Here is a 24,888-nt window from a genome sequence, read left to right as displayed (position 1 = left end):
ATTGAAGTAAAAATGTAACCGCTTATCTGCTTGATTATAGGCTTATAAATAGAATGTTATTTAATGTGCCAAGTCATACGGAATAGTTGAAAAAAATATGAGTAGCTGCAGACTACTGCTTCATTTCATCCACCCTTTTTCATGCGGATGCCTAAGTTAAGGGCAGATTTTATAGTAAAAACGCTTGATATTCTGCAACTATGCTTATTACGACAGTTACAACAGCTGCTTGAGAAAATAACGGGAAAAGCTCCTGTTAAAATGTCTCATAATGAGCTTTTCAGCGAATTAACAGAAAAAACTCCCGTTAATTCTTGAGAAATAGCCATCATCAGCTAAATCATCAACAATTAACGGGAGAAATTCCTCCTATTGCAATAAAAGCTCAAAAGTACACCATATTAACGGTGGTTTCTCCAGCTAAACTGCGTTTCATGTTTCGTTATATAAATCGACTTACAGCTGGAGCCAAAATGTATCATCGTCTCCTGCAACTATTTAGGAGCCTTGACTGGAATGTCGCTTCTCTTCTGCTTTTGCAGCTTATCCGCGGAGTGCTTCTTCACTTTCTGAATGGGCTGCTTGTCCAGCACCCGCAGAACTGTCCGCAGTGCAGAAGGAGTAGGTGCACCCGGCCAAGGACCAGGCGCAGCAAAATGTGCTTCCTCAAGCCAGCTTGTAAGCTGGCGCAGCGCATCCTGCTGCTCCGCACCGAGCGTCGGCTCAGCGGCGCTCGCATATTCACGCGCCGTTTGCCCCGGCGCCTGCACGCCGAAACGGCGCTGCAGCAGCGGCGCTAACGCGCTGCTCACTGCAATGAAGCTCGCGCGAATCCGCCCATCGGCGTCGCGCGGCGTTTTTCCACTGCGCGGCGCCATATCCTCCGCCGCGCCGCCAGTGGCAGTGCGCCAGCGCGCGACCGCCGCTGGCGCTGCATCCATGTCCGTCACAGATTCATGTGACGGATAGGGCGCGGCTGCGCCGGCGAGCTTCGCGATGCCGGCGTGAGCCGCGCCATAGCGGCGCAGCGCCAGCGAGAGGCGAAGCCGCTGGTGCTGTGCCGCAGCAATGGCCGCGGCCGCAAGCGCTAGCGCGGCCGCGCATGCGGTAACTACAGCGGCGGGCGATGCCGCCGCTGCGCTCTTGGCGGCGCTTTGCGCCGCATGCACGAGGGCGTCTGCTCCTCGTGCAATGGCTTCTGCCGCCGCCTCGAATGAAGCAGCGAGCCGCGATAAGCTGGACTCGCTAAGACCACTTGCTCCGGTTGCTGCTGTTCCTGCTGCACCCATCGCAGGAGCAGCAAGCTGTCCGTCCACAAAACCGACGGACGCGATAGTCGATACATCGCTGAATCCCGGCGTCGGATCAAAGGGTACCCAGCCTGCGCCTGGGAAATATACTTCAACCCAAGCATGCGCATCTGAGCTTTTAACCTCATAATCCACCAGCTTCAAACTATTTTCAGTGGTTTGCCCAGCACTGCTGCTTCCCGCGCTTAGCCCTTCCCTATTCAAACCTTCTGTACTCGAATTAAGCGTTCCTTGCTTCCCGCTATCCTTACTTCCACTGCTCTTATTTAGCGTTCCTTGCTTCCCGCTATCATTACTTCCGCCGCTCTTATTTAGAGCTCCTTGAGCTCCGCTATCATGACTCCCACTACTCAGCTGTTCATTCTTCATACTTCCTGTACTCGTATCTATCGTCCCTTGCGACCCTCTATCATTACTTCCACTGCTCGTACTCAGCGAGCCTATCTCCGCGCTCTCCCCCACTGGAGTGCCTGAAGTAAAGCCTTTCACCCACCTAGCGGGTATCCCTTGCGAACGAAGCAATACGACCATGGCTGTGGAGAAATGCACACAATAGCCCTGCCGCTGCTCGAAGAGGAAATGATCGACGAAGTCGCTTCCTTCCGGCGGAACTGCACTGTCCTCCAGCGAGTAGGTATAGCTCGCTTTCAAAAAGTCCTCGATCGCCTTCACCTGATCGTAGCGGCTCGTAACTCCGCCGCCCGCAACCTCAGCAGCTAATGCAGTTACGCGGCTTGGCAGACTACTGGGCAGCTGCAAATAAGGCTCAAGCTCCGCAGCACTTTCTACTGTTGCCGCCTGCGCTCCGTCACCTGACGATACATTATCGTCAGCGGTACTGCTCAAAGCGCGCAATTGTGCTTCATCCGTTATGGAGAGCACACTCTCTATAGTATATTTCTCAATCTTCGCCGTATCCGATTGTGCGTATAAAGAGCCTTTATCCGCATTGTATACGTAACTTCCAAGCTTCCTGCGCGGATCAGCTGCAACAAGCTCTGTCACATTGCCAAAGTGGCCTGATGCAAAGAGCGGCATCCCCGCTGTCGGCTTAGACCAAACTACGGTTTGTCGAATGAGCGGACCCAGCTGCTTATTTCCAGCTTCTGCTGCTGCCTCAGTGGAGGCTGCTACATCAGAGCCTCGTATAGGACGCAACACAGAGCTACCCGTGGTATCAATCCAGCCCCGGCCGTCATACACCTGCTTTGACTCCCCGCGCCAGTATGCTTTCTCAGTGGAGCTGCCTGTAAATAATACGCTGTTATCCTTTTGTACAGGTGCTCCCAGCACGCCGTCATCAAAACCATAACCCGTAAATGCACTGCCTAATCGTTCAAATCCAGTTTGCCCCATTACATGGATCGACCCTTGCTGATTACCCATAGACTGAATGGTTTGCTCTAAACGATCATTAAGAGAGGCAGTCCAGCTAGCAGGCGGCATCGTTTCACCTTTCCCGCCTGCAAACAAAAGACCGCAGCCAAGTATCATAAGTACAACAAAAACGGAGCTTGATAACCAGCGCATATCAAGACCCCTAAGCTTGCCGGCACCTGTATTAATCATTCGCTTAACACGCGGTACAGAGACAATGGCACCTAGCAGGAGTCCTTCTGCCACGGTTCGCATTAAGCCTCCCATTACATCCATACCCAGCCAGACATGCAGCGTAATCAAATAAACTAACGTGAAACATGCGATGCCCAGAGCGGTCTGCCGCATCCATAATAAAGCCTGCAATGCAGGTGCAAGCATCGCCCAGCCTATAAACAGCAGCAAAGTCCGAAGCTCTCCGGACATTGACCACAGCCCATTTTCTATAATCAGAACGAAATGGTCTCTAAACATGCCTGGAAACGCAAGCAGCCATTGCAAACTGCTTTGATCAGCGCTTTTATAAATCCACATGAGACTTAATATGCATAACAAAGCATTCATAATGAACGAAAGTGCAATCGGCAAACGAAACAGCCCTGCCAGCAGCACCACACCAATAACAAAAATTAGCGGGGCAGGATTATAAATAGCCGACCACTCACCTGCATTCACCCAAGGCAGCAGCCACTCCGATAGCAGTCCGAACAGCAGCAATGTTGTGATCAAACGGTATTCAAACGATTCCTCAGCCGCTTCACCTCGGAGTAAATTATGCTCAGCTTTCAGAGGTTTATCGCTCCTCCCTACTACATCGCTTTTAAGCAAACTCATGATTGTCGCCTCCTTCCTCGGCGTAAGGGAGCGCGTTCATACTCGAAGGGACATGCAGCCACGTCACTTTGACGCCGCCGCTTTCCAACCATTTTTGTTGTTCGCGCATAGCGAAGGTAGGTACATTGCTGCGTGTAATAATAAATAGTTCCAGCCTGCAGCCTTGCTCGCCTGCGAATCCAGCAAGCTCTCCCCAACTCCGGCCGCCTCTCCAATCCGCAGTAAATACAAGTATCGTACTGCCGCGTGCTTGCAGGTTTGATTCCTCGGCGAGTCTCCCAGCAAGAGAGCCCTTTCCATCTGCGCGAAGCAATGCCATGGCATGCAGCATCTCTGATAAATCAGACTGTGTTCCTCCATCAACAGATGATTGCATGACAGGAGAACCTTGTCCAAGCAGCAGTGTCACAGCGTGGCCGAGTGAAGCAGACTGTGCTAGTGCAAGCGAAGCCCAGCCTACACAAGCATCAAACAACCGATCGTCCTGCCCATAAGCCGAAGCAAGCGTATCGACAGCAATAACTGTTTTGGCTGGCCGCTCTAAAGGATGGATTTTGGTCTGTAAGCCGCGACCTTTAGCTGCACTTCGCCAATCCAGATGACGCAGTGAATCTCCTTCACGATATGGACGGCTGTCTGGTCCAAGTCCCGCCGCACTCACCGCCGCTTTGATTTCCTCCCGACCCGCATCTCCTAGGTGATCCGTACTTGGATCAGCTGTCAAAGATTGCACAGCGTATAATGCTGTGCCTCTTGCACGTTCCGCTTTATGTACCTGCTCGGCATGGGGCAGTCCTGGCAGCACTACAAATTCTCCTGCGGTATATAAACGTTTATGGATCGCTGACAAGCCGAGCCAGTCTCCCACTGTAATCGATATAGGCTCGAAGGGATAACGCCCGCGCCGTAAGTTATGAAGAGTATATCGGTAGGTCATCACTTGGCGGAACATTGGCATTAGCACCGTGCGCACGCTTATTTTCGTATTTTCTGATGAACTTTCATTACTCGTCTCATCAGAAATAGCTATCCATACAATAGGTATGAGCAAAGAACGCTTTATTCTCAGGCTAATTTCGAGCTGCCCGCCTTCTCTTGTCATTTCTTGCGGCATCATTCTCATTGCAGTTAATCCCTTGGCAGCCATAATAGGCGCAAGCCCGCTAATGATTATAATCATGCTGAATACGGATAACATAAACCACTCTACTGCACCGCCCCGCATCATGACAGCTGCCAAGCTGCTTGCCCAGCCCGCCGTAATGATACACCAAGCGATCCATCTCGTACGATAAGGATAAGCTAGTTGATCCCATTCCTTATTTACAAGGACAGCTTCTTTTACTTGTACCGTCGCTGCTCTTTGCCCACTCCTATCAAGCGGAGCTGTGTTGTCACCCTCATGAGTATAAGTCGTCGTATCAACAGCCTCATTCTCCGGCGTTCCGCCTTGCAATAATTCATCTTGAAAAGGTGCATTCATCGGCGCTTCCCGCTTCCTACTGCAGCAGGCATCGGACATTCACGTATCGTCCGTCTCATAACTGCAGCTGCATCAGCACCAGCCGCAGTCGCGTTAAAACGCAAAGACAAACGATGCGGAAGTACAGCATCAGCTGACGCCAGCAAATCATCTGGTATCGCAAATCCGCGTCCTTCCATATACGCATTCGCCTGTGATGCCCGCAGCCAGTCGCGCAGAGCGCGTGGGCTTAAGCCCAGCACAACCTCAGGCGCGCGCCTTGTCGCATCGGCTACTTGCACCATATATTCAAGCAGTGCCGGATGCATATGGGTCTGCCTTGCCTCAGCCTGCATTTGCAGCCATTCCTCCGTAGCAATGACAGGACGAAGCCGTTCGGGTTCAATTCGATTGCCATTCGCGTATTGCTCGAGCATCCGCTTCTCTTCCGATGAGCCGGGATAGCCAATCGTCAGCCTCATCATAAACCGATCCAATTGTGCTTCCGGCAGCGTGTTTGTCCCCTCGAAGCTAAGTGGGTTTTGTGTAGCTATGAGCATAAAAGGAACCGGCAGCTTGCGGGTTTTCCCCTCTACCGTCACTCGTCTTTCCTCCATAGCCTCCAAAAGCGCAGACTGCGTGCGCGGCGACGTTCTGTTAATCTCATCAGCAAGCACCACATTGCCCATAATCGGTCCAGGCCGATAGACCAGCTCACTCGTCCGTGCATCAAGCACGACTCCGCCAACAATATCAGCCGGAAGCATGTCGGACGTAAACTGTATTCGTTTAAAATCTCCACCGACCGCTCTAGCAAACGCCTGAGCGAGCAGTGTCTTGCCAACACCCGGCACATCCTCTAGCAAAACATGTCCGCCAGCCAGAAGTGCAGTTAGCGTATTTCGAATGACCTGCTGCTTGCCTAGCAATACACTCTCTACCTTTACTAGCAATCGATGCAGCAGCACCTGTGGTGCTTCCGGCCAATGACTATAACGTTCCTCTTTAGCATCCTCAGAAAATTGGGGAGAAATCATCGTATAAATCGCCTCCTGAAAAATAAATCTATCTATTTTTCAGTGTCCCCAGCTTTCTCTCACTTTAGACCTGCTAGAAACCTTTCTATTACTCCGTTATCCAAATTTCCCGATCGGTATCGTTGTACACATATCTTGTTATCGCAATTCCAAGTTTTTGCAGCGTCTCACGCACTGGAACCACGATCTGCTTCTTGTGCTCATCCATCACAGGTTTCTCCTTGCCGGATTTCGGCTGTACCTGGTTTGTGCTTACGTACGATTCTATGGAATCAGTATTCAGCTCAAGTTCCGTGCTGTCTTCAATCCATTCCACAAGCTTTTGCAGCGACACTTCGATGGCGCCGTTTTTTATTCCGTATTCGCTTGACGCCAGCACGAGACTTTTCTCGCCACGATGCAAAATTAAGTTTGGAACCTGCTTCTTTGTTTGGGCAGACAGGCTGCTTTGACCTAGCTTCTCCGAAAACAAAGTGAGCTTATCCACTTCCTGCTGCGTGACCTGCTTTCTGCTCCACTTGAGTTTGCTTGCCACCCTAAACTGAATAGGTTCAACCTGATCCGTCAGCTTAGCAAATGTGTACCCTTTATCTTTGTAATATTTAATGATGGACGGCAATGCCTTAACAGACTCTGCATGCCCTGCACTGTCATGAAGCAAAACATTCAGCTTGCTTGCAATCTTTGAGCCTTTAATCGTCGTCATAATCTCGGAGGCTGGCACGCCCTGCCGCTTTGAATCTCCACTGTCTACATTCCAGTCATGCACCTGATAACCTGCCGCTTTCATCGCATCAAAGTATCCCTGATCAAAATTGCTATATGTGCCGCCCGGCGCGCGAACTAAGGTGGTTCTAACCCCAGTTGTACGATAGATAGCTTCATCCGTTTTCATCACCTGATCAGCAAATTCAGCAAAACTTCCGTATAAATGATCATATTTATGGTCGAACGTATGATTGCCAATTCCATGTCCTTCCTTCACGATCCGTTTAACTAATTCCGGCTGCTTCAATACATGTTCACCAAGCACAAAAAAAGTTGCCGTTATCCCTTCCCGCTTCAAAATATCCAGCACCTGTTCTGTATTCTTACTAGGTCCGTCATCGAATGTTAAATATAAAATCTTTTGATCTGATCCTAGTGAATCTGCTTTAACTCTATCATTTTGCGATGAAGCAGCAGCAGCTGACGACTTGCCTTGCTCCTGCTTTTTCTCGGTATCGTAAGATGCCTGCACCGTTAGAAGCGGCATCGCCTCATCATTCGTAACCGCAGCAGCGGCACTTGCCTGTACGATCTTCTGATCACTTGCAGCATCGTCTTTATTCACCCCAAAACCATCAGGCTTAAACAAACCAAAACAAACAACTAGTATACAAATCGCTACCCGCCACATCCGCTGCATTCACGCTGCCACCCTTCTCTACCTATGAATAATAAACTGAGCCATTCTGATAGATTATATGAACAGTTGAACTGGTAAATGTCTATGCTAGTCAATTTCAAATGTCAGCTTCGAATAAAACATGAAGACAGCAGTGCGCAACTTATTGTGGTGCATTCGCGTCTTCATTCCATATATATTCCATTTAATTGAAATTCAGGAGAGTGATTGTAATGAAATGGAGCATTGCAGCCGTTATTTTGGTGTTTGCACTCCTGCTGCCAACCTCTGTCAATGCGGCATCTCAGGCAAGCTATGAGTTTAATTGGGATTCCGGCATTCGCTCATATGGAGGAGCACTCGTAAAAAATGGCGTTACATTCGTATCAATGGATAGTGTCCGAGGCGGAGCGGGGCTTGAAGTGAAATGGGATAAAGCGGGAAAGCGGGCTCAATATGACGGTTGGAATAAATCGATTGCGGTGCGACTAGGCAGCAAAACAGGCGTACTCGATGGAAAGATGGTTAAGCTCGAAAGCGCACCATTTTTGTATGAGAAAAATGTTTATTTGCCTGTCCGTTTCGTTGTTGGTGCACTGGGCGGAGATCATATTACGTGGGACGCCAAGAGAAAGACGATAAAGGCTGATCATCTAAAAACGTTCAAGCAATATATCTACTCATACGATGGATCAACTTACACCGTAGAGCCTAAGAAAGGCATTGTCTACGTCACAGACGGCAAGGGTGTGCGGCGAGAGCTCACAAAGCTAGGTGGATCCATTTATGATTATTTGACCTTCAAATTTCAAAAAACACCGGGTGGATTGCTCGTACTTAACCTAGAAGATAACTATGGTGAACCGCATCTTCACAATCAGCTATACACACTCGTCATAAAAGGCGGCAAAGTCATCCAGCAGTCCAGCGTTTATTATTTCCGTCGATTGGAGCAAAATGTGACTCTAGCAGACGGCCAATTGCTCCTGAATGATGGCAAAACTTTGCGCCTGATTAAAGATGGCACCGGAGACGTCATTGAAACGATTGATTTGGTTAGCCTAGGCGGAGAGGATGACAATTATTTTATTGAGTATTTTGACAAGGATGTCTTTCTCTTGCGTGCAAATAAAAACGGCATTTTAAAACTTGTGCATAGAGATGGTATGACGACTACAGTACTTTACAAGGAATTATTGGATGCTAAGCAGCAAGAGTATGTAGAAACAAATGATCTTCCTTATCTCGGCGATTACCTAAGGTTCATCAAGCGTGAAGGCGATATTTTGTATTTCAAAAATGGATTCCCGTACGACAAGGATAATCAAACCTATAGTTTAAGCCTTTCGTAATAAGAAGGAGCTTGTCGGCAGAGATTCGGTATAAAAGCATTGACTAACAATAGCAGTGATGCACAAAACATAAAAAGCTGAGCAGCGATTACTCGCATGCTCAGCTTTTTTATCATTTTAATTAAAGTACGACCTGCTTAAAATGCAGCAACAATCGCGCCTTTGTAGGTCTCATCGATAAATTTCTTCACTTCAGGTGAACGAAGCGCTGCAGCGAGTTTCTGTATCGCTTCGGAATCCTTATTGTCTGGACGCGCAACAAGAATATTCACATAAGGTGAGTCATTTCCTTCAATGAACAGTGCATCTTCTGTAGGAACTAGATCGGCCTCCAGCGCGTAATTCGTGTTGATCATAGCAAGGTCAACCTCACCTAAGACACGCGGCAATGTCGCTGCTTCTACTTCTCTAATATCAAGCTTCTTCGGGTTAGCAACAATGTCTGATACAGTTCCGCTAACGCCTACGCCATCCTTCAGAGTAATCAGTCCATTTGAAGCCATAAGGGCAAGTGCACGTCCGCCATTCGATGGATCATTCGGAATTACAACTTTTGCGCCATCCTTCAGCTCATCGATTTTTTTAATCTTTTTTGAATAAGCGCCAAACGGCTCAATATGAACAGCAGCTACATTTACAAGATCATAACCTTTGTCTTTGTTGAACTGATCCAAATAAGGTGTATGCTGAAAAAAGTTAGCATCAATATTTTTTTCATAAAGCTGTGTATTCGGTTGGATGTAGTCATTGAACTCGATAATTTCGAGATCCACGCCCTGCTCCTTGAGCATTGGCTTTACAAATTCAAGCAGTTTCGCATGTGGAACAGGAGAAGCGCCAACCTTCAGCTTAACCGCTCCAGGCGTTTCTGTTCCTTGATTAGCATTTGATCCTGCTGAGTTGTCATCGGTATTTTTGTTTTGTCCGCAAGCTGCTAATGCAAACATCAGCATTAAAGTTACGATCATATAGCTTGTCTTTTTCATGTTCATTCCTCCATAGTTGTCAATTCATTCTGAGCTGCATCATGCTTCTACTTATTTATTTTCTGCTGTAACGACGCACTAAGGAATCCCCGATCGTTTGCAGCACCTGTACGAGCACGATAAGAAGCGCGACGGTTACCAGCATCACATCGGTTTGGAAACGTTGATATCCGTAGCGCAGTGCCAAGTCACCAAGTCCACCACCGCCGATTACACCCGACATCGCTGTATAAGAGACGAGTGTGACTGCCGTTATTGTAACCGCAGCTAGCAAACTTGGACTAGATTCACGGAGCAGCACGCGGCGTACGATATCCCACTTTGATGCACCCATTGCCTGAGCCGCTTCAATAACGCCGCGATCTACCTCACGCAGCGACGTTTCCACCAGCCTTGCAAAGAAAGGCGTTGCTGCTACGACAAGCGGCGGGATAGACCCCTCTACGCCTAACGTCGTTCCCGTAATGATTTTTGTAAGCGGCATGATCAATATCATCAATATAACGAACGGAACCGAGCGCAGTACGTTGACGATAAATGAAAGGATGCCATACACAATAGGCTGCTGCAGAAGCTGCCGTTTTGAAGTTAGAAACAGGACGACGCCCATGATTAATCCGAAAATAATTGTAAACACGAGCGAGGCTGTCAACATATAGAGCGTATCCTTCGTAGCATCCCAAATTTCAGGAATACGTACGTTTTCGAAGCTCATCATATCGCATCCACCTCCAGCCCATCTCTACGTAAAACATCAATCACTTGATCAATCTCCGCGGCGCTGCCGATCAATTCCACAATAAGCTGACCATAAGGCGTGTGCTTCATACGCGAAACGGTTCCTTGCAAAATCGCAAATTGAACAGACGTTGGCTTCACCGCATTATACAAAATAGGCTCGTAAGTCAACTCGCCAATATAAGTCATGCGAAGCAGGCGCCCTGAGCGGCCTCGCAGCAATTGTCCATTCACGGCGCTATCCGATGCTTGGTCAACAAAGTCGCGGGTAACCGGATGCTCCGGCTTTAAAAATACATGCAGCACATCGCCTATTTCAACGATTTCTCCATCATCAATAACAGCGACACGATCACATATCGAACGTATTACGTTCATTTCATGCGTTATAAGTAAAATTGTAATTCCTAGCTTCTCATTAATGTCGAGCAGCAATGATAATATCGAGTTCGTTGTCTGCGGATCTAATGCCGATGTCGCTTCATCGCAGAGCAATACATCCGGATTGTTTGCGAGCGCTCTCGCGATACCAACACGCTGCTTCTGGCCTCCCGAAAGTTGAGAAGGATATTTATCTGCATGACCTTCAAGCGAAACGAGCTTCAGCAGCTCATCCACACGCTTATTCACCTCTGCCTTTGAAAGCTTGGCGAGAACAAGCGGGAATGCAATATTATCTCGTACCGTAGACATCGATAGCAGGTTGAAATGTTGAAAAATCATTCCGATACGCCTGCGATGCGCTTGCAGCTGTCTCTCTGGCAAGCCGGTAAGCTCCACATTCCCAACATTTACCGTTCCCGATGTTGGTTTTTCCAGCAAATTGACGCAGCGCAGCAGCGTGCTCTTCCCCGCGCCTGAATGACCGATAATTCCAAATATTTCACCTTTACTTACCTTCAAGCTAACGCCACGAACCGCTTCTACTGAAACCGACCCTACTCGATACGATTTTCTGATGTTGTTTAGCCTGATCAAATCTATAACCCCCTATCTAACAAGCAAGTCCATATTTTATAAATGTGACAGCATACTGTCAATGTCAAAATTATCTATTTTACTGTGCTTCATAATTTAACAGCTATATATTCATTTGAGAAAGCTTCCTCTATTGTTTCCCTGCTCCATCTTTTTACTCTTGCACTTGCAGCATAACCGCGGGAACTGTCTCAAAAATAGTAAAGAGCAAGCTCGCTGAAGCAAGAGCTTACTTAGAACAAAATCGTTATTTTTCTATTCTGTTATATGGATGCCTTCGCCAAAATACACTTAAGGGTTCAACGCTTCATCGCACAGACAGCGCATAACATCCCAAAACCATTTGGCTAACGAACTGTATCATGCCTATTATGCAGAAAACTGCTTTTTTGAAGCTTTAACGAATCTTATTAACGTTATCGCGTACTGTACAGGACTCCATGAGCTGTTTTGCTCGAAATAACGATTCTGGAGTTCGTTAGAAATTCAATCCATTATAAATAGATCAAATAAGAGCTGCTGGGTTCGTAAGCTATTTGTCCGATAAGTGGAGTGCATTACTGGCTGCGATTAGCTCAGAGACTCACTATCCCTAAGTTACATCAGGCAAAACAAAAATAGGATTGTCACAAAAGCAGATTAACTCTGTTTTTGCGACAACCCTAGCTAAAGCCATTATTTCAAAGTTACAAGCTGGTCTCTTTCCACATCAAACTTTCCGATTAGCTTTTGTGGATTTTCTTTAAATTTCATAACGGCCATCGTTTTTTCTGTCTTTTGCAGCGATGACCAGGATGAATCCTCCAGTACAACAAATGCATCGACATAAGCTCGGCCGCTCCCAATAATCAAATTCCCTTCATATTTGACTGAAATGGGATTCCCATTTCCATTAATCTTGTCTGACTCTTTTTTGGCAAACAATAAGCCTTCCCCATTTGGAACAGTCGACAAAGATTTAACCTTTTTTGTTTTGCCGTCAGCTTCCACTTCGGTTAGCAGTTCTTTTTTCAATAAGCCTTGAATCGTGGATTGCGACAAATACATTATTTTTTGTCCATCAGCAATTTCGATTTTTATTTCGTACACTTCTTTTGTTTCTAATTGCTCGGCATGTTTGGTTAATACATCATCGATCTGCTGTTTCTCTCCGTATACAATGACACCCTTAGCCTGCGGAAATATTTTTTCGATGATGCTGTCCTTGCCAACATATCCCGCGATTAGGATGACAGCGACAAGCGACAGCATTGCAATTAACAACTTTTTCATTTTTATTCCCCCATATATTTTGTGTGTATTCGATATTCTGCGATCAGCTGAGTTCAAGCTATTTGAACAATTTGTTGACGCCTCCTTCACAAGTCCGTTTTCTATTTCCTATCGTATAAAAAATAGCGATTGCCAACCATCGATTAGGGTGACAATTCAGGTGACAAATTTGTAAGAGTCCAAAACAAAAAAAACAGGACGGAGCAGCTATTTCCTGCTCCGTCCTGTTTTCAATTATTTAGCAGCAGCCGGCTGCAAATCCTTTACGGCATCCAGAACCTGCTCTGCATGCCCCTTCACCCTTACTTTACGCCATTCCTGCACGAGCCTGCCCGCTTCATCGATGAGAAAAGTCGATCGGACAAGACCCATATACTCTCTGCCATAAAGCTTCTTTAATTGCCATACTCCATACAGCTCGCACACCTCATGCTCCACATCAGCTAATAACAGAAAAGGAAGCTCCTTCTTTTCAATAAAACGCTGATGAGACTTTACCGTATCTAGGCTAATCCCCAAAATAACAGTATTTCGTTTCAGCATCTCTGTGTTTGCATCTCGAAAATCACATGATTCCTGTATGCAAGCCGTCGTCATATCCTTTGGATAAAAGTAAAGGACAACATTTTTCCCGCGATAATCACTAAGTGAAACATCTTCTCCATTTGACGCCGGCAATACAAACTCCGGTGCCATATCTCCCACTTGAAGCTGTGTCATGATTAGTCCCCCATCATTTTTGCTGCACACCTATTCAATTAAAACCAAGCCGCTTAAGAGCCGGCTCCTCGGTATCGCTTTACGCCATGGTTCCATAACAACAGCCCTAGAGAGAACACGATAATTCCCATGACCGGAGTTAGGAGCGCGAGCTGTGAGAGATCATCCGACTTCTTCTCAAGAAAATAAGAAGCTGGGATGACGCCTACAAAAGCAAACGGCAGCAGCCATGTTAATACGAAGCGGATCATTTTGTTATAGATATTAACCGGGTAACGTCCATAATTTTGAATGTTGTACATCAATGGCACAATTCCAGTCGGTGCATCCGAATAAAAGGAAATGGCACTAAGTGCCGTGTAGAGCCCCGCATAAATCAGCACTGCGCCTAATATTAAGAGCATCAGTACAAAAAGATCAAGAATCTCGAAAGGCAAACCGAGCTGTGTCCAGCATAGCACCATAATAATAGCCCCAACGAAGGAACCAATTAAAGAAGGCGGATCTACATTTTCGAGGAGCACCTGATATAGGCTGTGTGCTGGGCGGGTTAGAACACGATCCATCTCGCCCTTCACAATATAACGCTCGCTGAAATTCCATATGCTGAAGAAAGTGCTGAACACACCATATGGGATCATGAAGAAACCATAAACGAATACGACCTCTGCCTCAGACCAGCCGCCAAGCGACGGCGTGTGCTGGAACACGATCAGAATAAAGATGAGGTTCATCCCTTGGAACAATAAATCGGAAAGTACCTCGATCCAAAAGTCAGCACGATAAGTAAGACGCGTCTTCGCGTAGTTTTTAATGTATTCCAAAAATAATGATGCGTATCTCATATTTATTATCCCCCTTGCACGAACAACCGCTTGCGAGCGGCGCGCCACGTTAACCAGATTGGCACCAGCAGCCCAACAAACCAAAGCACTTGAATGCCAAACACCTGCAATATTTGATCGCTAGGCGTCCGCCCCGTGAAGACGGAGCTTGGCAAATACGTAATGGCTTGGAATGGCAGCCACTGCATAATAGCTGACAGCCAGCCTGGGAAAAACGCTATCGGCACAACTACGCCTGAGAACAAATCGACCATAACACGTTTCATTCGCATCATGCCTTCGTTATTTTCAACGAAAAATGCGAATAGGCCGGTCAAAATATTAATTTGCGAGTTGATAAGAAAGCTAAAGAACAGCATGACTAAATAAATTAGCCAGGTCATCGGATCTGTCGGTAATTTAACGGGAAATAAGAAACAAACGATAATCATCCCCGGCACCATGAAGAGCAGCATTCGGAACAAGCCTTCTCCGAAACCTTGCATCATTTTTACGACTAAATAGGAATAAGGTCTAATAAGCTGTACTGCTACGCTACCGTCCCTTATTTCATTCGCTATCTCGCGGTCCAGGTTATTAAAGTAAAAAGCACGAGCCATCCACGATACCGCAACGTAGGTTGTCATTTGGGTCACCGTGAAACCGGCCAGCGTCTCCTTGTCCCCATAAATCGCCTGCCATAGAAAGTAATAAGCGCCGATATTAATCGCATAAATAATGATACCGCTATAATAATTAACGCGGTACGCAAGCATCATGATAAACCGTATTCGAATAAAGTCGATATAAGCGCTCATCATGATTGAACCGTCTCCTTGGATGTTGCCGCAGAGCCAGAGGAATAAATGCTTCGAACGATGTCATCGGTGTTTGTTTCGATAATTTTAATGTCGCGAATTTCAACGCCGCCTACAACACACGCCAATGCATCCGAGACATTAACGGCATGCGGGAGCCACATTTTTGCGCTCACTTCATTCTCCATCGTCCATGTTACATCGAGTGTGCTCGTCAACTGCTGCAGCTTGGCAAGCGCAGTATGCCCTGCAAATTGGAACTGAATTTCGCGTCCTTTGCTCCAACGGCTCTTCAGATCCTCCAGTCCGCCATCATAGATAATGCGGCCATCATCAAGCATAATGACGCGAGAACAAAGCGCTTCAATATCCTGGAGATCATGAGTCGTCAGCAAAATAGTCGTACCCTGCTCCTTATTCATTTGCATCAGGAAATCACGAATTTCTGTCTTCACGACGATATCCAGACCAATTGTAGGCTCATCGAGAAAAAGAATGGATGGATTGTGAAGGAGCGAAGCGACAAGCTCGCAGCGCATCCGCTGTCCAAGGCTTAGCTTGCGTACAGGACGATTTAATAAGTCGCCAAGCTGTAGCCGCTCAACAAGCTCGTCAAGACGTTTGCGGAAATCCGCCTCCGAAACCCGGTATACTTTGCGCAATAATTGGAACGATTCAATAACGCCTATATCCCACCACAGCTGAGACCGCTGTCCGAATACAACACCAATCCCATTAACAAACTTCTCTCTATCCTTAAAAGGCACGTAGCCATTCACTTTGAGCTCGCCTGCGGTCGGTACCAAAATACCGGTCAACATTTTGATGGTTGTCGATTTTCCGGCTCCATTCTCGCCAATATACCCGCAAATTTCACCCTGCGGGATTTGAAATGAAATATCCTTTACCGCCGTTACCTCGTTGTACTCGCGTTTAAACAAGTCCTTGAGGGCGCCGGATAGGCCTTCTCGGTTTTTTTGCACGCTGAATTGCTTGCGTAAATCCTTTACATCGATTGCTAACATCTGGTTGTTATAGCCCCTTCCACTTCGACATTTCCTAGGAAATAGCGATCTTTATTTACTTAAAACGATAAAACTTGCTTCTGCATGTCGTTCAGCTTTATAATTTTATGATATGTAATCATACATTAGTTCACGCCTAGCGTAAACGACTGTCTTTGCCTTGTGCAGCGAAGCTTTTGTTTGTTGATGAAATATAAGCTGTTAATAAGGCTCATACTTATGCGTTCTTATATTTCTAACGTATACTGCTCTGCTAACTTCTTTTTTTGGGAGCGGATCATTCGCTATGCCATCTTTGCTCATGCTTACATTGAAATCTACCCTCATTGTTTCAAAACGATTCCGCAATATCTGAAAGGAGCACGTCTAACGAAATGCCTAAAGAGACGAATAAAGAGACGACTGAAGAATCGAAAAATGAGACTGCTAAAATGGCGAAGAAAAAAAGATGGAAAAGGATTTATATCAGCCTCTCTGTCATTCTTGGTGTGGTAGCAGCGTTTGTTATTTATTGGAGCGTAGGTGTTTACAGTGCGCTTGATAAGTTCAGTGATCCAGAGCCAACAAAGGCTCCTATCGAGGATGCTGAAGCAACGCCAGTACCTATTCCTGAATGGGAAGGCAAAGAGCGCGTTAATATATTGCTGCTCGGCGGTGACGCTCGCGGGCTAGACGAGGGGCAAGCGGCTCGTTCAGACTCCATATTGGTTGCATCCTTTGATCCTGTGACCAAGAAAGCACATCTATTCTCCGTTCTTCGCGACACTTACGTCAGCATAGAAGGACATGGGAAAGGCCGTATTAATACAGCACTTACTTTAGGAGAATATCCGCTCGCTATGAAAACGGTTGGAGACCTGCTTGGTCTCGACATACAATATTATGTTTATACCGACTTTGAAGGCTTTAAAAGCCTGATTGACGCAATGGGCGGCATTTACTTTGATGTCGAAAAAGATATGCATTACACCGATAACGCCGACGGCAATCGCTACGATATTGATCTCAAAAAAGGCTACCAGCTGCTTGACGGCGATAAAGCCCTGCAATACGTTCGTTTCCGCCACGATGCGATGAGCGATTTCACAAGAACAGAGCGTCAGAGAAATTTCCTTCAGGCGGTGTCCAAAGAGCTTCAATCGACATGGAACATTATCCAAATGAAAAAAATTCTTGAAAGCGTTCAGCCTTATGTGAAAACAAACATTAGTGTGCCGGATATGCTGAAGCTCGGTCAGCTTGGCGTCAAAAGCCATGTGGCCAGCACAACACAAATACCGCCGATGGACCTCATCGCGGAGGATCGGGTTGGCGGCGCGTCTGTTATTGGAATTAGAGATGAAGATGAGCTGCGCTCCTTCGTACAAACGACGCTGCAGGAAGACAACACCGTTCCAGAACCTACTGCTTCGCCAAGCAGTACACCAAGCGGCAGCGACAACAGCAATAAACAGCAGTAAACATACGTACACGCAACGGCGCTTCAAGTTGCGTGTATTTTGTTTCTAGGTGCGTCGCGGCTGTTCATCTTACGACGCTCTTTCTCAACTTGTTTAAAATGACTTACAACTATGAATCCCATTGGAGGCTGCTTTCCATGACAACAAAGCGACAAAATTCCGAAAAACTATATGAAGAAGCGCTGCAGCATATTGTTGGCGGCGTCAACAGTCCTTCCCGCAGTTATAAAGCGGTAGGCGGCGGCGCACCCGTATTTATGAAACGTGGCGAGGGCGCTTATTTCTGGGATGTCGATGATAACCGCTATATCGACTATTTAGCTGCTTATGGCCCTATTATTACTGGACATGCTCACCCGCATATTACAGAAGCTATCGTTCGTGCAGCTCAGAACGGTACGCTATACGGCACACCAACGGAGCTGGAAATTAAGCTTGCTCGTATGCTGAAAGAAGCCATCCCATCTCTCGACAAGGTGCGGTTCGTCAATTCCGGTACGGAGGCCGTCATGACAACCATTCGTGTCGCTCGCGCCTACACAAAGAAATCCAAAATCATTAAATTCGCAGGCTGCTATCATGGCCATTCAGACCTTGTGCTCGTCGCAGCAGGCTCTGGGCCATCTACTCTGGGCATTCCAGACAGTGCAGGCGTGCCTGCAAGCATCGCTAGTGAAGTCATCACCGTGCCATTTAATGATCTGCCTGCGCTGAAAGCTGCACTCGATCGCTGGGGTCATGAGACTGCCGCTGTTATGGTTGAGCCGATTGTCGGCAACTTCGGTATGGTTATGCCGCATGAAGGCTTTCTAGAGGGGCTTTGCAAGCTCACTCGCGAAGCTGGAGCGCTAGTTATATACGACGAGGTCATCAGCGCCTTCCGCTTCCATTACGGAGCAGCACAGACCTATGTTGCGTTCCCTGATCACCAAGCCATCGAACCGGATTTAACCGCATTAGGCAAAATCATCGGCGGCGGCCTTCCAATCGGTGCATACGGCGGACGCCGTGAAATTATGGAGCAGGTTGCCCCTCTCGGCCCTGCTTATCAAGCAGGTACGATGGCCGGCAATCCTGCCTCGATCTCAGCAGGCATAGCGTGCTTGGAGCTGCTCCAAGAGCCTGGCATTTACGATAGAATGAACGCACTGGCTACGAAGCTTGCAACAGGATTGCACGCCGCTGCCAAGCAGCATGGCATCCCGCTCACAATTAACCAAATTCGCGGCTCCTTCTCCGCACATTTCTGCGATCATCCGATTACGAATTATGATGAAGCGCAGGATACAGACGGCGAGCTGTTCGGCAGATTTTTCAAGCTCATGCTAGATCAAGGCATCAATCTTGCCCCATCCAAATATGAGGCTTGGTTCTTTACGACAGCCCATACCGAGGCAGACATTGATGAAACGATTAAAGCCATTAATTATGCTTTCTCTAACTTGTAATAGTTGTTTAGATCATAAAAAAAAAGCTCAGGAGCTGAAATAGGCTTCTGAGCTTTTTTTATTTCACCTGCTTTACTATAAGCAATCGATCATCCGATGGTGACGGGTTACCGCGGCCATCGGTATTATTCGTGATGACATAAATACGTCCGTCCTTTATCTTTACGTCACGAAGTCTTCCTTCACCTTCGAATACCCTTTCCATGTTTTTGGATGCAGGGTCATAGCGATAAAGCGCTTCGCCTACTAAAGCAGCAATCCATATTCGATTGTTCTCATCGATTGTCGCGCCAGAGGGCGCAATCGCATCTTCGCCGGTATGATAAATAGGCGTTATCATCCCTTCCTGCGCAGCACTGCCATAAATCGCAGGCCAGCCGTAATTGCCGCCCGCTGCAATTTTATTAAGCTCATCATGTCCACCTGGATCTCCCGAAGGACCATGCTCTGTATTAAATAGAACACCTTCACTATTCCAAACAAGCCCTTGAGGATTGCGGTGTCCATAAGAATACACATAGGAGCCGGAAAACGGATTGTTCGCTGGTACCTTGCCTTCTAACGTCATTCGCAAGATTTTTCCTGCAAGGCTGTTACGATCCTGTGCCAGCTCCGGCTGCTGTGCATCTCCCGTTGTTACATAAAGCAGCTTGTCGGGCCCAATCGCCAGCCGTCCGCCATCGTGATTCGCAGCACCAGGAATACCCTCGAGCAGTGCTCGAACCTCATCCCATTGCCCGCCATTTTGTTTAATAAGCACGACTCTGTTCATCACACGACCATTTTCTTCGTACGTATGATACGCGTAGGCCTCTCGAGACTGAGCGAAATCCGGAGCAAGCAGGAAACCTAAAAATCCGCCTTCTCCGCGGTCATGTACACTTTTGAGCAAATGAACCGCTTGACGTGTCGTCGCATCCCCATCCACCTTCACAATATTTCCTTCGCGCTCGCTTATATAAACAATGTCCTCGTCAAAAGTAATGACCCAAGGCACTCGAAGCTCCTTCGCAAGTACAGTGTAAGCCTCGTCTTGCTCTTCTTGCTCTGACGGCTCAGTGCTTTCATCAATTGCCATCGTTTTCTCAGGCTTATCCGTCGCTTCATTTACTTTTGTATTTGTTGACGATGTTTCATTTGGTTCGCATGCAACCAGCATGCCTAAACATAATGTTGTCATCATCATCGCAGCAATTCGTTTTTTCACTGTCACCATCGCTCACTCCTCCTGGCTTATCTCCAGTACTTCCATGCTATTTCATTCGACAAAACACACTGTAAATCCTTGCAAATATAAGTATTTGTAATACATCATTGCATTATGGAGTCACGTTGTCTATAATGGATATCGTGGATCCATAATGATTAACTATAAGTATCAAAGGAGGGTGAGTGTACCCTATGCAATATTCTAAAAGTATCGGATATGCACTTCATGCTTTAATTCACTTAGCCCATGCTGAGCGCGGTCAGAACATAGGTATTAAAGATTTATCTTCTTCTCTCGGAGTTTCAGAGAGCTACTTGTCCAAGATTATGTCCAAGCTGCGCCAGGACGGCATCGTACGTGCTGTGACGGGTGCAAGCGGCGGCTACGAACTTGCTAGAGCTGCAGATCAAATTACATTTTTTGATGTCATTCAAGTTATTGAGGGACGACAGCCTTTATATGAGTGCTTTAATATTGACGATCAGCATCATCATTTATTTTTTGAAGCTGAAGATTTAGAGCCTGAGTCCACTGACCATTCAGAAAATAAGGGATGTCTTGTAAAAAAAGTGATGATTGGTGCTGAACGTCATATGCAGCGGTACCTTCAGCAGCATACGATCCAGTGGGTGGTAGACTCTGCTGCCTTCAATCCATTAACACAAACCGTGAAATAAACAAATCTCACTACTCTTTCTGCGTAAAAATAAAATTAGCCATTCGAGAGAGGATGTTTAACATGGAACAAATGATCGATGCAGCAATTATTGGCGGGGGACCTGCAGGCTTGAGTGCTGCACTTGTACTAGGCAGAGCAAGAAAAAGCGTAGTTGTTATTGATGAAGGGCGTCCGCGCAACCGAGTTACTCGCGAAACTCACGGTTTTCTTACCAGAGACGGCATTAGTCCGGGCGAGTTTCGACGAGTCGCAAAAGAGCAGATTAGCGCATATCCTACGGTTCATTTTGTAGAGGATGCTGCAGTGTCGTTCACTGGAACCGATGGCCATTTTCAAATTACGACTGCACAAGGACAAATCTATCAAAGCAAAAAGCTGCTATTTGCAGCAGGAATGAAAGACATCCCTCTCGATATTAATGGACTGTCTGAAGTATATGGCAAAAGCGCCTTCGTCTGCCCTTATTGTGATGGCTGGGAATTAAGAGACCAACCGCTTATCTTGATTGTCAAAGGCGATAGAGCGCTGCACTCTGCCAAAATGCTGTCTGGTTGGACAAGCCAAATTACCATTTGTACCGATGGTCCTGATGAATGGACCGATGAGCAGCGTGAGGAGCTTAAGCTGCATAACGTTCCTACCTTTAACTCACCTATCCTGCGTATTGAATCTAGCGATGGCATGGTGAAGCAAATTGTGCTGGAGGACGGTACTATTGTTCCGTGTACAGGAATTTTCTTTGCACCAAAGCTTGCTGCAGGCTCAGACTTGCCGCAAACATTAGGCTGCAAGGTCACTGAAGCAGGGACTATTGTTGTTGATATGTTTGGGAAAACAAACATTCCAGGTATCTATGGCGCTGGTGATGCAGCGACGGAGCTGTATCAAGCCATTACGGCTGCTTCAATGGGATCTTTGGCTGCTGTGGGCATTAACAGCGAGCTGCTTGCAGAGGCTTGGAATAGCCGAGTTTAATACTTTCAAATTCATAAAAAAAGCAGCTTCGGCAATTTACAAGCCTAGCTGCTTTTTTGGTGTTTGTTTACACGCTGTCTATTGCGTTTATTCGCTTGCTTTCGCCTCGTCAAGCGCCGAGATAAGCTCCTGCTGAATGTGTCCATTAGACGCTACGATATTTCGCGTTCCCAAATCGTAAGGCTTGCCAACTGTACTCGTCACAATTCCACCCGATTCCTGAACGAGCAGCGAGCCGGCAGCCAGATCCCAGCTATTCAGTCCAATCTCCCAAAACCCGCTCAGGCGTCCTGCTGCGACGTAGGCCATATGCATAGCAGCAGAGCCTGCTATACGGAGATTGCGAACCTGCGGGGCAACTGCTTGAATGCCTTTCAAATTTAGAGGCAGCGCATAATGATGGTCGGCCGGAAGACCTGTTGCAACCAAGCTGCCGCGGAGCGTATCCTCCTTGGATACCTGCATCCGTTTTCCATGCACGTACGCGCCCTTGCCTTTTTCGGCTACAAACAATTCATCTTTCATCGGGTCATAGACCACGCCGACGATCACCTCGCCGTTATGCGCCAAGGCAATGGATACACAGAAAAAAGGAAATCCGTGAACAAAGTTCGTCGTGCCATCAATAGGATCAACGATCCATAAATATTCAGCGTCACGGATGTTCTCCAGCGCGCGCGTTGACGCTTCCGGCCCAGGCTCTACGCCTTCCTCTCCCAAAAACGAATGATGGGGAAAATGAGTCATCACTAGATTTTTTATTAAACGCTCGGAACCTTTATCAATTTCCGTAACAAGATCATGCGAGGAATACTTTATATCAAGGCTTGCAAAATTGCCAAGCTTCGTCTTAATCCATTCTCCTGCTTTCGACGCACAATTAATTGCGACAGCCGTAAAGCTTTTACCGCCAACGACGGAAGTACTGTTCTGATCATTCACGATCCATCACTCTTCCCTCTATGTAAATTCACGAACATTTCTATCCATGTTAAGGTCTACTACGTTTGATGCTTTTACCAAGTTTCGCATGATTACTCCAACCATATCAAAATGAACGCAAGCCTTCAATGATTAATTGTCCCGCAAGCAGAAGAAGCGTCACTCTAAGCAGCCAAAGTAAGCCCTTGCCGCTCATTTTCACAGCAATTGCCGCACCCAGCTTTCCGCCGATCCAAGCTCCAGGCACTAATGCAAGCACGAGCAGCCAATCTGTTTCACCTAGATAAACGTGCATTCCGCTCCCTAGAATTGATGATAAAAAAATAACAAACATTGACGTTGCAGTTGCCATATGAGGCGGAAAACGAAATAACAGCACCATAAGAGGGACAAACAGCGACCCGCCGCCGATTCCAAATAAGCCAGACATGAGACCTACGCCAAAACCGATGCCGAGTGCAGGCATAATACCATAGCTGTACGTATGCACCTCGCCTGATGCATCGGTCATCGTTCGAACGATTGGCCACTGCTTCGAAAACGGTTTCATGTAGTCACGAGCAATTAATAATGATGCCATCAGCAGCATGAAAATACCAAAAACAAGTTGGAATACACCTGCAGGCAGCTTACCCGTAAGAGCGGAGCCAATCATTGCTGCAGGCCCGCTGGTCACAAAAAATATCCAGCCGCTGCGGAAATCAACGATTTTACGTTTGGCATAGCTCAGTGTAGATGCAAGTGCCGTAACGACTAATACCGTTAATGATATGCCAACTGCTGTTGCATGTCCAATAGCTTCTCCCGTTAATGCGGGACCAATGAGCATTAAGACAGGAACGATAATGATACCGCCGCCAAGTCCTACAATACTGCCAAACATCGCTGCTACAACGCCAAGAAGTACAAGAAGTATCCATTCCATGCGAATTCACCTTTTCAGTTACATAATGATGCATCTACTTGGAAGCGCCCGCTATATAATAACACCGCCAAGGCAAGCCCTGACGGTGTTATTTTGCTGCTATACCTACTCAGCAGTAATTTCTACGCGGCCGCCATCCAACACCTTGATGCCTTCTGCGCTTGCTTCCAGTTGCCTTAAGTCTTCTATCAGCTTCATCAAAGCCTCGTCCTTGCTTTTGGCTTCAAGCATGCAATCCAAATATTCGGTATTTCTTGCCGCATGACGCAAAAACTGTACAAGCGGCTCCGCTTCCACATGATCTGCATGACCACGGGGGTCAGATAAGCTTTTTGGACTGGAAGCGTGAATTTTGGGAGGAAGCTGGCTTGTACTAGCTATGCCCAGCCGCTCTCGCTCTTTGTCCCAGGTTTGAACAATACGCGGCCATAAATGCTCATATAATTCGTCATCTGAGATGTCTCCTGCATTAACAGCATGATGGTGAATGTCGAGCACCATCGGAACCTCAACTTGCTCAGCCGCCTCTAGCGTTTCCCTGACATTGAACGTTTTATCATCATTTTCAAGCGTAATCCGATGTTTAAAGCGAGGCGACAAGGAGCTGAACTGGCGAACAAAACGTTCACCAGCTACAACCTTGTCGCCGTATGCTCCACCGATATGTATATTGCATTTTGTCGCTTCATCAAGCCCCATTGCCTCAAGCATAAGAATATGATTGAGCAAATCCAGCTCTGATTTCGCGAGCACCTCCGGTCTAGGCGTGCTGAACACGCAAAAATGATCCGGATGAAAGGATACTCTTATTCCGTGCTTCTGCACGAACTCGCCAACTTCCTGAAATGCTGGCGCTAGCGCTTCAAATGGATTCCAATCCAATAAGTCCTCATGAGTAGCAAGGGGTATAAGCTTTGACGAAAAGCGATACATTTGAATGTCGCTGGCTTTGCAATGCTTCAAAATCCGCAGCGTACTGCGCAGATTTTCCTCTGCTATTCTTTCCAGCTTCCGAATCCCTGCCTCGCGGTCGTTTAGCTTCGAGAAGTTCGCAAACGTCATCGTTCTTGAAGGCGATGCATTCTCAACCTGCAAGCTCATTGCGACAAAACCTAATCTGACAATCATC

At 47.0% G+C, this 24,888-nt stretch carries 21 protein-coding genes; 5 read left to right on the top strand and 16 right to left on the bottom strand.

Annotation, left to right across the window (positions count from 1 at the left end; all coding sequences use genetic code 11):
- Nucleotides 1-494: 494 nt before the first annotated feature.
- The 4 genes from AC1DOV_RS03355 to AC1DOV_RS03340 form a co-directional block, all read right to left on the bottom strand.
- Nucleotides 495-3,521 (bottom strand): DUF4129 domain-containing transglutaminase family protein, encoded by a 3,027-nt coding sequence (locus AC1DOV_RS03355; protein ID WP_477549167.1) that lies wholly within the window; start codon nucleotides 3,519-3,521, stop codon nucleotides 495-497.
- Nucleotides 3,508-5,004 (bottom strand): DUF58 domain-containing protein, encoded by a 1,497-nt coding sequence (locus AC1DOV_RS03350; RefSeq protein WP_477549166.1) that lies wholly within the window; start codon nucleotides 5,002-5,004, stop codon nucleotides 3,508-3,510. Before AC1DOV_RS03350 ends, AC1DOV_RS03355 begins: the two co-directional genes overlap by 14 nt.
- Nucleotides 5,001-6,020: an AAA family ATPase gene (locus AC1DOV_RS03345; RefSeq protein ID WP_477549165.1), complete on the bottom strand. Its 1,020-nt coding sequence runs from the start codon at nucleotides 6,018-6,020 to the stop codon at nucleotides 5,001-5,003. The genes AC1DOV_RS03350 and AC1DOV_RS03345 overlap by 4 nt, the downstream gene beginning before the upstream one ends.
- A gap of 88 nt (nucleotides 6,021-6,108) precedes the next feature.
- On the bottom strand, nucleotides 6,109-7,428 hold the full coding sequence (locus AC1DOV_RS03340; protein WP_477549164.1) for a polysaccharide deacetylase family protein: 1,320 nt from the start codon (nucleotides 7,426-7,428) through the stop codon (nucleotides 6,109-6,111).
- Between the two features lie 212 nt (nucleotides 7,429-7,640).
- Between AC1DOV_RS03340 and AC1DOV_RS03335 the strand changes: the two genes are divergently transcribed.
- The gene (locus tag AC1DOV_RS03335) at nucleotides 7,641-8,759 is read left to right on the top strand and encodes a copper amine oxidase N-terminal domain-containing protein (protein WP_477549163.1); all 1,119 of its coding nucleotides are present in this window, start codon (nucleotides 7,641-7,643) and stop codon (nucleotides 8,757-8,759) included.
- Between the two features lie 137 nt (nucleotides 8,760-8,896).
- Here AC1DOV_RS03335 and AC1DOV_RS03330 read toward each other — a convergent pair whose 3' ends face one another.
- The 8 genes from AC1DOV_RS03330 to AC1DOV_RS03295 form a co-directional block, all read right to left on the bottom strand.
- The gene (locus AC1DOV_RS03330; protein WP_339206896.1) at nucleotides 8,897-9,745 is read right to left on the bottom strand and encodes a MetQ/NlpA family ABC transporter substrate-binding protein; all 849 of its coding nucleotides are present in this window, start codon (nucleotides 9,743-9,745) and stop codon (nucleotides 8,897-8,899) included.
- 55 nt (nucleotides 9,746-9,800) lie between these two features.
- Nucleotides 9,801-10,463: a methionine ABC transporter permease gene (locus tag AC1DOV_RS03325; protein WP_076271133.1), complete on the bottom strand. Its 663-nt coding sequence runs from the start codon at nucleotides 10,461-10,463 to the stop codon at nucleotides 9,801-9,803.
- Nucleotides 10,460-11,461, bottom strand: coding sequence for a methionine ABC transporter ATP-binding protein (locus AC1DOV_RS03320; RefSeq protein ID WP_477549162.1), 1,002 nt, complete (start codon nucleotides 11,459-11,461; stop codon nucleotides 10,460-10,462). Before AC1DOV_RS03320 ends, AC1DOV_RS03325 begins: the two co-directional genes overlap by 4 nt.
- Before the next feature lie 675 nt (nucleotides 11,462-12,136).
- The gene (locus tag AC1DOV_RS03315; protein ID WP_477510431.1) at nucleotides 12,137-12,733 is read right to left on the bottom strand and encodes a lipoprotein BA_5634 family protein; all 597 of its coding nucleotides are present in this window, start codon (nucleotides 12,731-12,733) and stop codon (nucleotides 12,137-12,139) included.
- A gap of 234 nt (nucleotides 12,734-12,967) precedes the next feature.
- The gene (bcp, locus tag AC1DOV_RS03310; protein WP_441885149.1) at nucleotides 12,968-13,453 is read right to left on the bottom strand and encodes a thioredoxin-dependent thiol peroxidase; all 486 of its coding nucleotides are present in this window, start codon (nucleotides 13,451-13,453) and stop codon (nucleotides 12,968-12,970) included.
- A 53-nt stretch (nucleotides 13,454-13,506) separates the two neighbouring features.
- Nucleotides 13,507-14,298 carry an ABC transporter permease gene (locus AC1DOV_RS03305; protein WP_441885147.1) on the bottom strand — a complete coding sequence of 264 codons (792 nt, stop codon included), beginning with the start codon at nucleotides 14,296-14,298 and terminating at the stop codon, nucleotides 13,507-13,509.
- A 5-nt stretch (nucleotides 14,299-14,303) separates the two neighbouring features.
- Nucleotides 14,304-15,098 (bottom strand): ABC transporter permease, encoded by a 795-nt coding sequence (locus AC1DOV_RS03300; RefSeq protein ID WP_076271138.1) that lies wholly within the window; start codon nucleotides 15,096-15,098, stop codon nucleotides 14,304-14,306.
- The gene (locus tag AC1DOV_RS03295) at nucleotides 15,095-16,120 is read right to left on the bottom strand and encodes an ABC transporter ATP-binding protein (RefSeq protein ID WP_339206887.1); all 1,026 of its coding nucleotides are present in this window, start codon (nucleotides 16,118-16,120) and stop codon (nucleotides 15,095-15,097) included. The genes AC1DOV_RS03300 and AC1DOV_RS03295 overlap by 4 nt, the downstream gene beginning before the upstream one ends.
- 374 nt (nucleotides 16,121-16,494) lie before the next feature.
- Between AC1DOV_RS03295 and AC1DOV_RS03290 the strand changes: the two genes are divergently transcribed.
- Together AC1DOV_RS03290 and AC1DOV_RS03285 are read left to right on the top strand one after the other, a co-directional pair.
- A complete protein-coding gene (locus AC1DOV_RS03290) occupies nucleotides 16,495-17,580 on the top strand; it encodes an LCP family protein (protein WP_441885144.1) in 1,086 nt (361 codons plus the stop codon).
- A gap of 137 nt (nucleotides 17,581-17,717) precedes the next feature.
- Complete coding sequence (locus AC1DOV_RS03285; RefSeq protein WP_477549161.1) at nucleotides 17,718-19,028, top strand: glutamate-1-semialdehyde 2,1-aminomutase; 1,311 nt, start codon at nucleotides 17,718-17,720, stop codon at nucleotides 19,026-19,028.
- Between the two features lie 58 nt (nucleotides 19,029-19,086).
- Here the strand turns inward: AC1DOV_RS03285 and AC1DOV_RS03280 are convergent, their stop codons facing one another.
- On the bottom strand, nucleotides 19,087-20,244 hold the full coding sequence (locus AC1DOV_RS03280) for a PQQ-dependent sugar dehydrogenase (RefSeq protein ID WP_477549160.1): 1,158 nt from the start codon (nucleotides 20,242-20,244) through the stop codon (nucleotides 19,087-19,089).
- A gap of 185 nt (nucleotides 20,245-20,429) precedes the next feature.
- Here AC1DOV_RS03280 and AC1DOV_RS03275 point away from each other — a divergent pair, with 185 nt between their 5' ends.
- Complete coding sequence (locus AC1DOV_RS03275; protein WP_477549159.1) at nucleotides 20,430-20,915, top strand: RrF2 family transcriptional regulator; 486 nt, start codon at nucleotides 20,430-20,432, stop codon at nucleotides 20,913-20,915.
- A gap of 62 nt (nucleotides 20,916-20,977) precedes the next feature.
- On the top strand, nucleotides 20,978-21,892 hold the full coding sequence (locus AC1DOV_RS03270; protein ID WP_477549158.1) for an NAD(P)/FAD-dependent oxidoreductase: 915 nt from the start codon (nucleotides 20,978-20,980) through the stop codon (nucleotides 21,890-21,892).
- An 87-nt stretch (nucleotides 21,893-21,979) separates the two neighbouring features.
- Here AC1DOV_RS03270 and AC1DOV_RS03265 read toward each other — a convergent pair whose 3' ends face one another.
- The 3 genes from AC1DOV_RS03265 to uvsE all read right to left on the bottom strand — a co-directional run bounded on the left by AC1DOV_RS03265 (nucleotide 21,980) and on the right by uvsE (nucleotide 24,887).
- Nucleotides 21,980-22,834 carry an inositol monophosphatase family protein gene (locus AC1DOV_RS03265; protein WP_477549157.1) on the bottom strand — a complete coding sequence of 285 codons (855 nt, stop codon included), beginning with the start codon at nucleotides 22,832-22,834 and terminating at the stop codon, nucleotides 21,980-21,982.
- Between the two features lie 106 nt (nucleotides 22,835-22,940).
- The gene (locus AC1DOV_RS03260; protein ID WP_441885134.1) at nucleotides 22,941-23,759 is read right to left on the bottom strand and encodes a sulfite exporter TauE/SafE family protein; all 819 of its coding nucleotides are present in this window, start codon (nucleotides 23,757-23,759) and stop codon (nucleotides 22,941-22,943) included.
- A 105-nt stretch (nucleotides 23,760-23,864) separates the two neighbouring features.
- On the bottom strand, nucleotides 23,865-24,887 hold the full coding sequence (uvsE, locus tag AC1DOV_RS03255) for a UV DNA damage repair endonuclease UvsE (protein ID WP_441885132.1): 1,023 nt from the start codon (nucleotides 24,885-24,887) through the stop codon (nucleotides 23,865-23,867).
- Nucleotide 24,888: the final 1 nt, after the last annotated feature.

The sequence above is a fragment of the Paenibacillus sp. 01T47 genome, from assembly GCF_056398245.1.
The sequence above is the reverse complement of the archived record's forward strand: the minus strand, read 5'-3'. Positions and strand labels throughout refer to the sequence as shown.

What these genes read in the sequence shown, in the direction of transcription:
- AC1DOV_RS03355 (WP_477549167.1), bottom strand. Translation starts at nt 3,521, where the DNA reads ATGAGTTTGCTTAAAAGCGATGTAGTAGGGAGGAGCGATAAACCTCTG.
- AC1DOV_RS03350 (WP_477549166.1), bottom strand. Translation starts at nt 5,004, where the DNA reads ATGAATGCACCTTTTCAAGATGAATTATTGCAAGGCGGAACGCCGGAG.
- AC1DOV_RS03345 (WP_477549165.1), bottom strand. Translation starts at nt 6,020, where the DNA reads ATGATTTCTCCCCAATTTTCTGAGGATGCTAAAGAGGAACGTTATAGT.
- AC1DOV_RS03340 (WP_477549164.1), bottom strand. Translation starts at nt 7,428, where the DNA reads ATGCAGCGGATGTGGCGGGTAGCGATTTGTATACTAGTTGTTTGTTTT.
- AC1DOV_RS03335 (WP_477549163.1), top strand. Translation starts at nt 7,641, where the DNA reads ATGAAATGGAGCATTGCAGCCGTTATTTTGGTGTTTGCACTCCTGCTG.
- AC1DOV_RS03330 (WP_339206896.1), bottom strand. Translation starts at nt 9,745, where the DNA reads ATGAAAAAGACAAGCTATATGATCGTAACTTTAATGCTGATGTTTGCA.
- AC1DOV_RS03325 (WP_076271133.1), bottom strand. Translation starts at nt 10,463, where the DNA reads ATGATGAGCTTCGAAAACGTACGTATTCCTGAAATTTGGGATGCTACG.
- AC1DOV_RS03315 (WP_477510431.1), bottom strand. Translation starts at nt 12,733, where the DNA reads ATGAAAAAGTTGTTAATTGCAATGCTGTCGCTTGTCGCTGTCATCCTA.
- bcp (WP_441885149.1), bottom strand. Translation starts at nt 13,453, where the DNA reads ATGACACAGCTTCAAGTGGGAGATATGGCACCGGAGTTTGTATTGCCG.
- AC1DOV_RS03305 (WP_441885147.1), bottom strand. Translation starts at nt 14,298, where the DNA reads ATGAGATACGCATCATTATTTTTGGAATACATTAAAAACTACGCGAAG.
- AC1DOV_RS03300 (WP_076271138.1), bottom strand. Translation starts at nt 15,098, where the DNA reads ATGATGAGCGCTTATATCGACTTTATTCGAATACGGTTTATCATGATG.
- AC1DOV_RS03295 (WP_339206887.1), bottom strand. Translation starts at nt 16,120, where the DNA reads ATGTTAGCAATCGATGTAAAGGATTTACGCAAGCAATTCAGCGTGCAA.
- AC1DOV_RS03290 (WP_441885144.1), top strand. Translation starts at nt 16,495, where the DNA reads ATGCCTAAAGAGACGAATAAAGAGACGACTGAAGAATCGAAAAATGAG.
- AC1DOV_RS03285 (WP_477549161.1), top strand. Translation starts at nt 17,718, where the DNA reads ATGACAACAAAGCGACAAAATTCCGAAAAACTATATGAAGAAGCGCTG.
- AC1DOV_RS03280 (WP_477549160.1), bottom strand. Translation starts at nt 20,244, where the DNA reads ATGGTGACAGTGAAAAAACGAATTGCTGCGATGATGATGACAACATTA.
- AC1DOV_RS03275 (WP_477549159.1), top strand. Translation starts at nt 20,430, where the DNA reads ATGCAATATTCTAAAAGTATCGGATATGCACTTCATGCTTTAATTCAC.
- AC1DOV_RS03270 (WP_477549158.1), top strand. Translation starts at nt 20,978, where the DNA reads ATGGAACAAATGATCGATGCAGCAATTATTGGCGGGGGACCTGCAGGC.
- AC1DOV_RS03260 (WP_441885134.1), bottom strand. Translation starts at nt 23,759, where the DNA reads ATGGAATGGATACTTCTTGTACTTCTTGGCGTTGTAGCAGCGATGTTT.
- uvsE (WP_441885132.1), bottom strand. Translation starts at nt 24,887, where the DNA reads ATGATTGTCAGATTAGGTTTTGTCGCAATGAGCTTGCAGGTTGAGAAT.